10 protein-coding genes are annotated in these 13,809 nt (G+C 69.7%); 7 read left to right on the top strand and 3 right to left on the bottom strand.

Features of this window, described 5'->3' with window-relative positions:
* Positions 1-103: 103 nt before the first annotated feature.
* The 7 genes from ACPYOM_RS05220 (at position 104) to tuf (ending at position 11,371) form a co-directional block, all read left to right on the top strand.
* A complete protein-coding gene (locus ACPYOM_RS05220; protein ID WP_481345155.1) occupies positions 104-4,003 on the top strand; it encodes a DNA-directed RNA polymerase subunit beta' in 3,900 nt (1,299 codons plus the stop codon).
* Positions 4,004-4,177: 174 nt separating this feature from the next.
* Complete coding sequence (gene dacB / locus ACPYOM_RS05215; RefSeq protein WP_481345154.1) at positions 4,178-5,824, top strand: D-alanyl-D-alanine carboxypeptidase/D-alanyl-D-alanine endopeptidase; 1,647 nt, start codon at positions 4,178-4,180, stop codon at positions 5,822-5,824.
* Between the two features lie 92 nt (positions 5,825-5,916).
* Positions 5,917-6,534, top strand: coding sequence for a hypothetical protein (locus ACPYOM_RS05210; protein ID WP_481340692.1), 618 nt, complete (start codon positions 5,917-5,919; stop codon positions 6,532-6,534).
* Between the two features lie 390 nt (positions 6,535-6,924).
* The gene (rpsL, locus tag ACPYOM_RS05205) at positions 6,925-7,299 is read left to right on the top strand and encodes a 30S ribosomal protein S12 (protein WP_076264083.1); all 375 of its coding nucleotides are present in this window, start codon (positions 6,925-6,927) and stop codon (positions 7,297-7,299) included.
* Positions 7,299-7,769: a 30S ribosomal protein S7 gene (gene rpsG / locus ACPYOM_RS05200; RefSeq protein WP_481340693.1), complete on the top strand. Its 471-nt coding sequence runs from the start codon at positions 7,299-7,301 to the stop codon at positions 7,767-7,769. The genes rpsL and rpsG overlap by 1 nt, the downstream gene beginning before the upstream one ends.
* 180 nt (positions 7,770-7,949) lie before the next feature.
* Complete coding sequence (fusA, locus tag ACPYOM_RS05195; protein WP_481340694.1) at positions 7,950-10,067, top strand: elongation factor G; 2,118 nt, start codon at positions 7,950-7,952, stop codon at positions 10,065-10,067.
* 107 nt (positions 10,068-10,174) lie between these two features.
* Positions 10,175-11,371, top strand: a complete 1,197-nt coding sequence (gene tuf / locus ACPYOM_RS05190) for an elongation factor Tu (protein WP_481340695.1) — start codon at positions 10,175-10,177, stop codon at positions 11,369-11,371.
* Positions 11,372-11,591: 220 nt separating this feature from the next.
* Here the strand turns inward: tuf and ACPYOM_RS05185 are convergent, their stop codons facing one another.
* From ACPYOM_RS05185 to ACPYOM_RS05175, 3 genes are read right to left on the bottom strand one after another with little or no spacing between them, the layout of a single operon-like run.
* Positions 11,592-12,509, bottom strand: a complete 918-nt coding sequence (locus tag ACPYOM_RS05185; protein WP_481345153.1) for an LLM class flavin-dependent oxidoreductase — start codon at positions 12,507-12,509, stop codon at positions 11,592-11,594.
* Positions 12,506-13,012, bottom strand: coding sequence for a hypothetical protein (locus ACPYOM_RS05180; RefSeq protein ID WP_481340697.1), 507 nt, complete (start codon positions 13,010-13,012; stop codon positions 12,506-12,508). The genes ACPYOM_RS05185 and ACPYOM_RS05180 overlap by 4 nt, the downstream gene beginning before the upstream one ends.
* On the bottom strand, positions 13,009-13,614 hold the full coding sequence (locus ACPYOM_RS05175) for a hypothetical protein (protein WP_481345152.1): 606 nt from the start codon (positions 13,612-13,614) through the stop codon (positions 13,009-13,011). Before ACPYOM_RS05175 ends, ACPYOM_RS05180 begins: the two co-directional genes overlap by 4 nt.
* Between the last annotated feature and the right edge of the window lie 195 nt (positions 13,615-13,809).

Here is a 13,809-nt window from a genome sequence, read left to right as displayed (position 1 = left end):
GGCGGTGCGTATGCCGCTGGGCCCGCTCAGCGGCATACGTCCCCTCGTCAACGAACACCACTCAGACCAAAGACTTAACGAGAGTTACGAGAGAAGGAACCACGTGCTCGACGTCAACTTCTTCGACGAGCTGCGCATCGGCCTTGCCACCGCGGAGTCCATCCGCCAGTGGAGCCACGGCGAGGTCAAGAAGCCCGAGACCATCAACTACCGCACCCTCAAGCCGGAGAAGGAGGGCCTGTTCTGCGAGCGCATCTTCGGCCCGACCCGGGACTGGGAGTGCAACTGCGGCAAGTACAAGCGCGTCCGCTTCAAGGGCATCATCTGTGAGCGCTGTGGCGTCGAGGTCACGCGCGCCAAGGTGCGCCGTGAGCGGATGGGCCACATCGAGCTCGCCGCGCCCGTCACCCACATCTGGTACTTCAAGGGCGTCCCGTCGCGCCTCGGGTACCTGCTCGACCTCGCCCCGAAGGACCTCGAGAAGGTCATCTACTTCGCGGCGTACATGATCACGTCCGTCGACGAGGAGCAGCGGCACGCCGACCTGCCCTCGCTCGAGGCGCAGATCCAGGTCGAGAAGAAGGAGATCGAGAACCGCCGCGACGCCGACGTCGAGGCGCGCGCGCAGCTGCTCGAGAAGGACATCGCCACGCTCGAGGCCGAGGGCGCCAAGGCCGACGCCAAGCGCAAGGTCCGCGACTCCGCCGAGCGCGAGATGAACAACATCCGCAAGCGCGCCGACCAGCAGGTCGAGCGGCTCGAGCAGGTCTGGGACCGGTTCAAGAACCTCAAGGTCCAGGACCTCGAGGGCGACGAGATCCTCTACCGCGAGATGCGTGACCGGTTCGGCCTCTACTTCGAGGGCGGCATGGGCGCGGCGGCGATCCAGAAGCGCCTCGAGTCCTTCGACCTCGAAGCCGAGGCCGAGGCGCTGACCGAGATCATCGCGACCGGCAAGGGCCAGAAGAAGACCCGCGCCATCAAGCGCCTCAAGGTCGTGTCGGCGTTCCAGACGACGACGAACCACCCGACCGGCATGGTCCTCGACGCGATCCCGGTCATCCCGCCGGACCTGCGCCCGATGGTGCAGCTCGACGGTGGCCGGTTCGCGACCTCGGACCTCAACGACCTCTACCGCCGCGTCATCAACCGCAACAACCGCCTCAAGCGACTGCTCGACCTCGGCGCGCCCGAGATCATCGTCAACAACGAGAAGCGGATGCTCCAGGAGGCCGTCGACAGCCTCTTCGACAACGGCCGCCGCGGTCGCCCGGTCACGGGCCCCGGCAACCGTCCGCTGAAGTCGCTGTCCGACATGCTCAAGGGCAAGCAGGGCCGGTTCCGCCAGAACCTGCTCGGCAAGCGCGTCGACTACTCCGGTCGTTCGGTCATCGTCGTCGGCCCGCAGCTCAAGCTGCACCAGTGCGGGCTGCCCAAGCAGATGGCGCTCGAGCTGTTCAAGCCGTTCGTCATGAAGCGCCTCGTCGACCTCGACCACGCGCAGAACATCAAGTCGGCCAAGCGCATGGTCGAGCGGGCCCGCCCGGTCGTGTGGGACGTCCTCGAAGAGGTCATCACCGAGCACCCGGTGCTGCTCAACCGTGCACCCACGCTGCACCGTCTCGGCATCCAGGCCTTCGAGCCGCAGCTCGTCGAGGGCAAGGCCATCCAGATCCACCCGCTCGTCTGCTCGGCCTTCAACGCCGACTTCGACGGTGACCAGATGGCCGTCCACGTGCCGCTGTCCGCGGAGGCGCAGGCCGAGGCCCGCATCCTCATGCTGTCGAGCAACAACATCCTCAAGCCGGCCGACGGTCGCCCCGTCACCATGCCGACGCAGGACATGATCACCGGTATCTACCACCTGACCGACGCGGTCGACGGTGGTGGTCTCGGTGCGGGTCGTGCCTTCACGTCCCCGGCCGAGGCCCGGATGGCCTTCGACCGTGGCGAGATCCAGCTCGGCTCGACGATCCGGCTGCGCCTGACCGACGTCGTCCCGCCGCTCGGCTATGCGCTGCCGGAGGGTGTCGAGGCCGGCGAGGACGGCCTCGTGCCGGCGCTGACGCTCGAGACGACCCTCGGTCGCGCGCTGTTCAACGACACGCTGCCGGTGGACTACCCGTTCGAGAACCGGGCCGTGGACCGCAAGCGCCTGTCGGCGATCGTCAACGACCTCGCGGAGCGCTACTCCAAGGTCCAGGTCGCCGCGTCCCTCGACGCCCTCAAGGAGGCCGGTTTCCACTGGTCGACCCGCTCGGGCTGCACCGTCTCGATCGCCGACGTCACGACGCCGAGCAACAAGACCGAGATCCTCGAGGGCTACGAGTCGAAGGCCGCGAAGGTCCAGACCCAGTACGAGCGCGGTCTCATCACCGACGACGAGCGTCGTCAGGAGCTCGTCGAGATCTGGACGCAGGCGTCCAACCAGGTCGCCAAGGAGATGGAGACCAACTTCCCGCGCACGAACCCCATCTACCGGATGGTGTCCTCGGGTGCCGGTGGTAACTGGTTCCAGATCCGTCAGATCGCCGGCATGCGTGGCCTCATGGCAAACCCGAAGGGCGAGATCATCCCGCGCCCGATCAAGGCGAACTTCCGTGAGGGCCTGACCGTCGTCGAGTTCTTCATCTCGACCCACGGTGCCCGCAAGGGTCTGGCCGACACCGCGCTCCGGACCGCCGACTCGGGCTACCTCACGCGTCGTCTCGTCGACGTGTCGCAGGACGTCATCATCCGTGAGGACGACTGTGGCACCGAGCGTGGCCTCAAGCTGCCGATCGCGGCGATCAACGAGGTCACCGGCGGTCGCAGCCTCTCGGAGGTCGTCGAGGCGTCGGTGTACGCCCGGACGCTCGCCGAGGACGTCGTGGGCCCCGACGGCACGGTTCTGGCCGAGGCCGGCATCGACGTGGGCGACGTCGCCATCCGCAACCTCTACGAGGCCGGTGTCGACGAGATCAAGGTCCGCTCGGTCCTGACCTGCGACAGCCGCGTCGGCACCTGCGCGAAGTGCTACGGCCGCTCGCTCGCGACCGGCAAGCTCGTCGACATCGGCGAGGCCGTCGGCATCATCGCGGCCCAGTCGATCGGTGAGCCGGGCACGCAGCTGACGATGCGTACCTTCCACACCGGTGGTGCGGCCGCGGCCGACGACATCACCCAGGGTCTGCCGCGTGTCGTCGAGCTCTTCGAGGCGCGGACGCCCAAGGGTGTCGCCCCGATCGCCGAGGCCACCGGCCGCGTCGAGATCGAGGACACCGACAAGGCGCGTCGCATCCTGCTCACCCCGGACGACGGCTCGGACCAGCACGCCTACCCGGTCAGCAAGCGTTCGCGCCTGCTCGTCCAGGACGGCGACCACGTCGCGGTCGGCACCAAGCTCGTGCAGGGTGCCATCGACCCGAAGCAGGTGCTGCGCATCCTCGGCCCGCGTGCCGCCCAGAAGCACCTCGTCGACGAGGTGCAGGCGGTCTACCGCCAGCAGGGCGTGTCGATCCACGACAAGCACATCGAGGTCATCGTGCGTCAGATGCTGCGTCGCGTGACGATCATCGAGTCGGGTGACACCGAGCTGCTGCCGGGCGAGCTGGCCGAGCGGGGCCGCTTCGAGGAGGCCAACCGCAAGGCGATGGCCGAGGGCGGTCGCCCGTCCGCCGGTCGTCCCGAGCTCATGGGCATCACCAAGGCGTCGCTCGCGACCGAGTCGTGGCTGTCGGCCGCGTCCTTCCAGGAGACGACCCGCGTGCTCACGCAGGCCGCCATGGAGGGCAAGTCCGACCCGCTGCTCGGCCTGAAGGAGAACGTCATCCTCGGAAAGCTCATCCCGGCCGGTACGGGCCTGCCCCGCTACCGCAACATCAAGGTGGAGCCGACCGAGGAGGCCAAGGCCGCCATGTACTCGCTCCCGAGCTACGACGCGTACGACTACGCGGGCTTCGGGACGGGTTCCGGCGAGGCGATCCGCCTCGACGACGAGGCGCTCGGTCTCGACAAGTTCTGAGGGCCCGGCCGCGAGGCCGGACCGCGCGAACACCCGCCCGCAGGGCCGGCTCCCCACCCGGGGAGCCGGCCCTGCGGCCGTCTCGGCGGCCCCCGCGGCCGTCGCCGGGCGGGACTTCCTTGTCGCTGCCCAAAGCGCCGATACCGGGCAAAACGGACTAGCGTGCGGGGCAGGGTGACCGGGTCGGCGGCGCGGGTCGCCGGACGCGCACCCGAGGTCGCGATGCCCTTGGAGGTCGCCGTGCTCCGTCCGACGCGTGTCCTGTCCAGCCCGCTGCGTTGGCGGCCGGGACCGCGCGGCCCGGAGCGGGGGCCGGGCCGCCGACGACGTACCGCGGGGGTGGCCGTCGGCGCCGTCGTCGCAGGGCTCGCGCTCGTCACGGTGACACCCTCGGGCTCGGAGGCGGTCGGCTACCAGTCGCGCGACGCGGCCCTGCGCCGCGAGATCGGCCGGCTCATGACCGACCCGAGCGTCACCGCGGCCTCGGCCCGGGTCGGGGTGACCGTCCAGGACGCGTCGACGCGGGTGCCCGTGTACGTGCGGTACGCCAACACGCCCCTCATGCCGGCCTCGACGCAGAAGGTCTTCACCGCGGCCGCGGCCATGAACGTCCTGGGCAGCGGCTACCGCTGGACCACCGACGTGCTCGCGCCGGCGCCCCCCACCGGGGGTGTGGTCAGCCGCCTCTATCTCAAGGGTCGCGGCGACCCGACCCTCATGGAGAAGGACCTCACGGCCCTGGCGTCGGCCCTGCGGTCCAAGGGCGTGACGCGCGTGTCCGGGGACGTCGTCGGCGACCCGACCTACTTCGACGACCAGCGGTACAGCCCGTACTGGTCCACCTCGTACGCCTCGAGCTACTACGCGGCCCAGGTGTCCGGCCTGACGCTCGCGCCCGACACCGACTACGACGCCGGCACCGTGATCGTCGACGTCGCCCCCGCGGCCACGGTCGGGGCACGACCCCGCCTCACGCTGACCCCGCCGTCGGCGGCGCGCACGGTCACGCTCGTCAACCAGGCGACGACGGGTTCCGCCGGGTCGGCGACGACGCTGTCGGTCGCACGCCGGTCGGGGACGAACTTCGTCACGGTGTCGGGACGCATCGGCGCAGGGCACGCGACGGTGAAGAAGTGGGTGACGGTCAACGAGCCGGCGCTCCTCGCGGCCCGGGCCTTCCGTGACCGGCTGGCCGCCGCCGGCATCCGTGTGGACGGCGGCGCCGTCAAGGGACGGGCACCGTCGGGCCAGACCCTGCTGGCCCGCCACGCGTCGATGACGCTGGGCCAGCTGCTCGTGCCCTTCCTCAAGCTGAGCAACAACTCGCACGGTGAGGCCATCGTCAAGACGCTCGGGGCGCGCACCGGCCGGCCGGGCAGCTGGGCCGACGGCACCGCGGCGCTGCGGGCGTTCGCGGGCCGGGTCGGCATCGACGTGCGGGGGCTGCGGTTCGTCGACGGCTCGGGCCTGGCTCGTGCCAACCGACTCACGCCGAACCAGCTGGCCACGCTCCTGGACAAGGTGCAGCGCACGTCGTGGGCCGGGACGTTCCGTGCTGCCCTGCCGCTGGCGGGCACCGACCCGGTGCGCTGGACCGGCGGCACGCTCGCCGGCCGGATGCGGGGGACGGCCGCAGCGGGCAACCTCCGCGCCAAGAACGGCTCGCTGACGGGCGTGTCCTCCCTCGCCGGCTACGTCACGGGCGCAGACGGGCGCCGCTACGTCTTCGTGATGATGGGCACCTACGCCGGAGCCTCGACCCGGCCCGTCGAGGACCGTCTGGGGGTCCTGCTCGCCCGGTGGCGCATGACGAACCGCTGAGGCGCCGAAGGTGCGGAGGGCACGCACCCGTGGGTGCTCCCGAGGCGCGTCACCCTGCAGCCGGCGCCACGGTCTGAAATAGGCTGGCCGGCATGACCGAGCCCACGGCCGACGCCCCCAGCGACGCAGCGACCGCCCCTGCGACCGCCTCGCCCCTCGCCTCACCCGCGGCCTCACCGACAGTCTCACCGACAGCCGCACCGAGCGGTGCCGACAGCGGCACCGGGACCCCCGCGCCGACGATCATCATCCTCACCGAGGAGGCGCTCAAGCCTGCCGACGTCGACAAGATCGTGGCCCTGCACGTCGACGAGGCCCCGACCTACCGGGTGCTCGTGCCGGCCGACACCGAGCGCAACATGCTCTCGACGTTCCTCAACCACCTGAGCCTCTTCGAGATGCGCGAGGCGCTCGACAGCCTGCGCCCGGTCGACCGGGAGGAGGCGCGCGTCGGTGCCGACACCGCGCTGTCGACGACGCTGTCCGAGCTGGGCCGCCACGCCGCCACCGCGACCGGGGAGATCACGGGCGACGACCCCGTGCCGACGCTCGTCGAGGAGGTGTCGCGCCTCGGCGCCCGCGAGGTCGTCGTCGTCACCGAGCCCCACGCCGTCGAGGACACCTTCCACACCGACTGGGCCTCGCGCGCCCGCGAGGTCCTGGGCGTGCCCGTGCTGCACATGTACGCGGGGGACTGGCGCCTGGGCTGAGCGGAGCCCGCTCGCGCCGACCCGGGGTGACCCCTGCGCCCGCTCCGGGCGGCGCTCCGCGTGCTCATGTCCCTGCTCGAACCGATTTGGTAGCCGTGCCACGCGCCGGTACGCTTGAACACTGTGTCTGAGGCATGCCCTCAGGCATACGCGATGACGGCCCTCGTGCCCTGTCCACCGCTCCGGCGGGGCGACATCACCGGGGTCCAGAGCACACCTCCCGCCGGGCAACCCGCGGAGCCCGACGCTCGTCGGCCCGTGGGGAGTGCAGGGGGGAGAACCGGCACCGACAGCCCCAGGACACACCCGACCTCGGGGGTCGAGGAGCCGAACAGTCAAGGAGCCGCCCACCCGGGCGACCGACAACAGCAACGTTACGGAGTCACCAGGTTGCCTACCATCAACCAGCTGGTCCGCAAGGGCCGCCAGGACAAGGCCTCGAAGGCCAAGACCCCGGCGCTCAAGGGCTCGCCCCAGCGCCGTGGTGTGTGCACGCGTGTGTACACGACCACTCCCAAGAAGCCGAACTCTGCCCTCCGCAAGGTCGCCCGTGTGCGCCTGTCGAGCGGCATCGAGGTCACGGCCTACATCCCGGGCGTCGGCCACAACCTGCAGGAGCACTCGATCGTGCTTGTGCGCGGCGGTCGTGTGAAGGACCTCCCCGGCGTCCGCTACAAGATCATCCGCGGCACGCTCGACACGCAGGGCGTCAAGAACCGCAAGCAGGCTCGTAGCCGCTACGGCGCGAAGAAGGAGAAGAGCTGATGCCTCGCAAGGGACCCGCTCCGAAGCGCCCGCTCGTCGTCGACCCGGTCTACGGCAGCCCGCTCGTCACCCAGCTCGTCAACAAGATCCTCCTCGACGGCAAGAAGTCCATCGCGGAGACGATCGTCTACGGCGCCCTCGAGGGCTGCCGCCAGAAGACGGGCACCGACCCGGTCGCGACGCTCAAGCGCGCGCTCGACAACGTCAAGCCGGCCATGGAGGTCAAGTCCCGCCGCGTCGGTGGTGCGACCTACCAGGTGCCGATCGAGGTCAAGCCGGGCCGCAGCACGACGCTCGCCCTGCGCTGGCTCGTCGGCTACTCGCGTCAGCGTCGCGAGAAGACGATGACCGAGCGCCTCATGAACGAGATCCTCGACGCGTCCAACGGCCTCGGTGCCGCGGTCAAGCGTCGCGAGGACACCCACAAGATGGCCGAGTCGAACAAGGCCTTCGCGCACTACCGCTGGTGACGCACCCCCAGGCCGGGTGCCACGGCGCCCCCGCTCCGGCGGAGGGCGCCGCACCCGGCCGGGGAACACCGGCCACAGCCGCCCGCGTTGAACGGGGCGCCCACGGGCCGGTCCCGGTCCGGCCGGGCGGCCGCGGGACCACCGCAGACTTCACTACACGAATGAGACGAGACAACTGACGTGGCACTTGACGTCCTGACGGACCTGAAGAAGGTCCGCAACATCGGCATCATGGCGCACATCGACGCTGGCAAGACCACGACGACGGAGCGCGTCCTCTTCTACACCGGTGTCAACCACAAGATCGGTGAGACGCACGACGGTGCGTCGACGACCGACTGGATGGAGCAGGAGAAGGAGCGGGGGATCACCATCACCTCCGCCGCCGTCACCTGCTTCTGGGAGGGCACCCAGATCAACATCATCGACACGCCCGGCCACGTCGACTTCACGGTCGAGGTCGAGCGGTCCCTGCGCGTCCTCGACGGCGCGGTCGCCGTCTTCGACGGCAAGGAGGGTGTCGAGCCCCAGTCCGAGACGGTGTGGCGCCAGGCCGACAAGTACGACGTCCCCCGCATCGCGTTCGTCAACAAGATGGACAAGCTCGGTGCCGACTTCTACTTCACGGTGCAGACGATCAAGGACCGCCTCGGTGCGGAGCCGCTCGTGCTCCAGCTGCCGATCGGTGCCGAGAACGACTTCATCGGCGTCGTCGACCTCATCTACAAGCGCGCCCTGGTCTGGCCGGGCGACGCCAAGGGTGACGTCACGATGGGCGCCAAGTACGAGATCCAGGACATCCCGGCCGACATGGTCGAGAAGGTCGAGGAGTACCGCCAGGCCCTCGTCGAGCGTGTCGCCGAGTCCGACGACGATCTGATGGAGAAGTACCTCGGCGGTGAGGAGCTGTCCCCGGAGGAGATCAAGGCCGGCATCCGCAAGCTGACGGTCAACTCCGAGCTCTACCCGGTCCTGTGCGGCTCGGCGTTCAAGAACCGCGGTGTGCAGCCGATGCTCGACGCCGTCGTCGACTACCTCCCGTCCCCGGTCGACGTGCCGGCCATGATCGGCCACAAGCCGGGCGACGAGAGCGTCGAGATGACGCGCGAGCCGAGCAAGGACGCCCCGTTCTCGGCGCTCGCCTTCAAGGTCGCCGCGCACCCGTTCTTCGGCACGCTCACCTTCATCCGCGTCTACTCCGGCCGCATCGCCGCCGGCTCGCAGGTCATCAACACGACCAAGGGCCGCAAGGAGCGCATCGGCAAGCTCTTCCAGATGCACGCCAACAAGGAGAACCCCGTCGAGGAGGCCCTCGCCGGCCACATCTACGCGGCCATCGGCCTCAAGGACACGACCACCGGCGACACGCTGTCGGACCCGAGCGAGCAGATCGTCCTCGAGTCCATGACCTTCCCCGACCCGGTCATCCAGGTCGCTATCGAGCCCAAGACCAAGGGCGACCAGGAGAAGCTGTCGACGGCCATCCAGAAGCTCTCGGCCGAGGACCCCACCTTCCAGGTCCACCTCGACGAGGACACCGGCCAGACGATCATCGCCGGCATGGGCGAGCTGCACCTCGACATCCTCGTCGACCGCATGAAGCGCGAGTTCAAGGTCGAGGCGAACGTCGGCAAGCCGCAGGTGGCCTACCGCGAGACGATCCGTCGCTCCGTCGAGAAGTACGACTACACGCACAAGAAGCAGACCGGTGGTTCCGGCCAGTTCGCGAAGGTCCAGGTGTCCTTCGAGCCCCTGGGCGAGACCGAGGACGGCTCGATGTACGAGTTCGTCAACGCCGTCACCGGTGGCCGCGTCCCGCGTGAGTACATCCCGTCGGTCGACGCCGGCATCCAGGACGCCATGCAGTACGGCGTGCTCGCCGGGTACCCGCTCGTCGGCATCAAGGCGACGCTCGTCGACGGCGCGTACCACGACGTCGACTCGTCCGAGATGGCGTTCAAGATCGCCGGCTCGATGGTCCTCAAGGAGGCCATCAAGAAGGCGGACCCGGTCCTGCTCGAGCCGATGATGGCCGTCGAGGTCCGCACGCCCGAGGACTACATGGGCGACGTCATCGGTGACATCAACTCCCGTCGTGGCCAGATCCAGGGCATGGAGGACATCAGCGGCGCCAAGGTCGTCAAGGGCCTCGTCCCGCTGTCCGAGATGTTCGGCTACGTCGGCGACCTGCGGTCCAAGACGCAGGGTCGCGCGAGCTTCTCCATGGAGTTCGACTCCTACGCAGAGGTCCCCAAGGCCGTTGCCGAGGAGATCATCAAGAAGACCCGCGGCGAGTGACGACGGGTCATCCCGGTAGTCTCTTTCTTCGGAAATCCCAACCCATCGCGCCACGTCCTGCCCTGGTCGTACGGCGTAACACTAGAAAGTCCTGAGGAGGACACACAGTGGCGAAGGCAAAGTTCGAGCGGACCAAGCCGCACGTCAACATCGGCACCATCGGTCACATCGACCACGGCAAGACGACGCTGACGGCTGCGATCTCCAAGGTCCTGCACGACAAGTACCCCGACCTCAACCCGCAGTTCGCGTTCGAGGACATCGACAAGGCTCCCGAGGAGCGCCAGCGCGGTATCACGATCTCGATCGCGCACATCGAGTACCAGACCGAGGGTCGTCACTACGCGCACGTCGACTGCCCGGGTCACGCCGACTACGTGAAGAACATGATCACGGGTGCGGCGCAGATGGACGGCGCGATCCTCGTGGTCGCCGCGACCGACGGCCCGATGCCGCAGACGAAGGAGCACGTCCTCCTGGCCCGCCAGGTCGGCGTCCCCTACATCGTCGTGGCGCTCAACAAGGCCGACATGGTCGACGACGAGGAGATCCTCGAGCTCGTCGAGATGGAGGTCCGTGAGCTGCTCTCGTCCTACGAGTTCCCGGGCGACGACCTGCCGGTCGTCAAGGTCTCGGCGCTCAAGGCCCTCGAGGGCGACCCGGAGTGGGGCCAGTCGGTCCTCGACCTCATGGACGCCGTCGACAGCGCCATCCCGGAGCCGGAGCGCGACGTCGACAAGCCGTTCCTCATGCCCGTCGAGGACGTCTTCACGATCACCGGTCGTGGCACCGTCGTCACCGGTCGTATCGAGCGCGGCATCCTCAAGGTCAACGAGGAGGTCGAGATCGTCGGCATCCACACCGGCCCGCCGGCCAAGACGACCGTCACCGGCATCGAGATGTTCCGCAAGCTGCTCGACGAGGGTCGCGCGGGCGAGAACGTCGGCCTCCTGCTCCGTGGCACGAAGCGTGAGGACGTCGAGCGCGGTCAGGTCGTCGTCAAGCCGGGTTCGATCACCCCGCACACCGAGTTCGAGGCGCAGGTCTACATCCTGTCCAAGGACGAGGGTGGCCGTCACACGCCGTTCTACGACAACTACCGTCCGCAGTTCTACTTCCGGACGACGGACGTCACGGGTGTCGTGCACCTGCCCGAGGGCACCGAGATGGTCATGCCCGGCGACAACACCGACATGAAGGTCGAGCTCATCCAGCCGATCGCCATGGAGGACGGCCTCAAGTTCGCCATCCGCGAGGGTGGCCGCACGGTCGGCGCCGGTCGCGTCACGAAGATCCTCAAGTGATCTGACGCTGCGACGCAGCACCTCTGGGAGGGCCCGTTCCGCTTCGGCGGGGCGGGCCCTTCCGCATGCCCGGCGTGGTGCCGCGTCGGGTCGAGGTGAGCGGACGCGTCCAGCCGCGACGGATCACCTCGAACCGCCGGTCCGTCCGTCGGGTGGAGGTGATCGGCCGCGTCCAGCCGCGACGGATCACCTCGGACCGCGTCTGCGCGCCCGGGCCGGCTCAGCCGTCGAGGACGGTGAGGGCCTGGCCGATGGCGGTGAGGCTCTCGACGGTGATGGGGTCGAGGACGAGCTGCACGTGCACCGCTCCGGCCTCGGCCATCGCGTGCAGGTGCTCGGCGAGTGCGCCCGGCTCGCCGCTGACGGGCGCGACCGACGCGGCATGGGGGGAGTCGCCCATGACCCGTCCGGCGCCCCCGGCGAGCCGGACCAGGACTGCGGCGGTGGCGCCGACCTCACCCGGCCTGCGGCCCGCCTCCGCGGCCGCCGCGTCGACGCGCTCGCGCAGGCGCGCGAACTCCGCCGGCGAGTTGGCGTACTGGCTCCACCAGGTGTTCCAGAGCTCGACGTGGGGCAGGCCGATGTGCAGCATGCGCGGCCCGGTCGAGCCGAGCATGAGCGGGGGCCCGCCCGGCCGCGTCGGCCCGGGGTCGAGCACGCAGTCGGTGAGGTCGTGGAACCGGCCGTGGTGGTCGATCCGTCCCTCGCGCAGGAGCGTGCGGATGACGGTGAAGGCCTCCTCGAAGCGGGAGACCCGCTCGTCGAAGGGGAACCCGTAGGCTGTGTACTCCCGCTCGTTCCACCCGGCCCCGAGCCCGAGAACCAGGCGCCCGCCGGAGATGCCGTCGACGGTCGCGGCCATCTTCGCGAGCATGGCCGGCGCGTGGAAGGCGGTCGAGGCCACGAACGGTCCGAGCTCGACACGGGAGGTGACCGCGGCGACGGCAGCGAGCGAGGTCCACACCTCCCACGGCCCGCGGGTGACTCCGCCCGGCAGGTCGTAGAGCAGGTGGTCGCCGAGCCACAGCGAGTCGAGGCCGACGTCCTCGGCCGTACGGGCCATGGCGAGCAGCTCGGGCCAGTCGACCCGGCGCTCGACCTCGGGCAGCTGGACGCCGACCCGGAGCGGGCGGCTCACTGGCCGAGGGCCACGAGCACGACGGTGTCGGAGTCGGCCGCGAGGTAGGCCTTGGCGCGGAACGAGCCCTGGGCGAAGGCGGCGTCGAGGGCGTCGGAGCGCAGCAGCTGCCCGGTGGGCAGGGCGGAGCGGACGCCGTCCTCGACGTCGGGTGTCTCCGTGGTCGGTGCGGGGGAGTGGGCACGCAGGGCCGTGGCAGTGTCGGGCGACAGCCGGACGACGGCGTCGATCCAGTACGTCGAGGGCCCGGGTGCCTCGCCGTCCAGGGTGCCCGACATCCACGTCGCCGCGACCGGCCGGCCGAGGGCGGTGAAGCGCTTGGTCAGCGGGTCGAGGTCGTGGCGCACCTGCCCGGTGCCGGTCTTCGTCGCTGCGTTCACGGTGCTCCTCGGTCGGTCGGTCGGCGGCGTGGGCGACGACGTGCTGCACGCGGCGGTCGTCAGGGCGAGCAGGGCGGTGGTCACGGACATCGTCACGGCGGTGACGCGTCGGGCGCGGGTCATCGGCTGCTTCCTCGTTCGTCGGCCCGGTCCTCTCGACCGAGTCCGGGGGTGCGCTCGACGTCGCCCGGGCCGACGTCGACGGAGGGCGGCGGCGAGCCGACCGGCCACGTGACCGTCCGCGTGACGTCACCGCTCGACGGGAACGGCTTGGCCCAGCCGATCTCGGTGAAGCGGCCGTTCTCGTTGTCACCGGCGCCGCTGGCGATGTCGGCCTGACCCGGGTTGAAGTTGTAATAGTCCTCGGCGTGGACGGTGACCGTCATCGTCACCTGACCGTTCTCGACGGTCACGTCGGCGCTGCTCCACTGCTGGTAGCCGCCGATCGTCTTCTGCCAGTTCTCGGTCGTGGGATAGGCGGTGGCCGGGTGGGCGTCGCCCGTCATGCTGAAGTGCGTGTTGCCGTTGCGGACCATCTCGTCGACGGCCGCCGCCGTGCGGGACACCTCGCCGTTGACGTTGGCGGCGATGGCGGGGTCCTCCTTGTAGCCCTCCTCGTAGTCGAAGCGGGCCGGTTCGCCGTCGTTGTCCCAGTAGTGGGCGTACATCGCCGTCGCGTCGTCGAGGTCGGACTTGAGCGCCCGGCCGGCCTCGAGCTTGGCCATCCACTCGGCCTTGGCGACGTAGTCGTGCCAGGTGGCCTCCTTCGAGTCGTACTCGAAGCCCTCGTCCCACTCGATGTCCGGCTTGCGCGGCGCGCCGAAGTCGTAGCCGTCGACGGGACCCCCCGTACCGGTCGTCGCGGGCGGGACGGGCGCGGGACCTGTCTCTTATACACATCTGACGCTGCCGACGACGGA

Source organism: Monashia sp. HAY1-2A, assembly GCF_056755315.1.
Note: the sequence above shows the minus strand (reverse complement) of the source record. Positions and strands in the feature narration are given on the sequence as shown.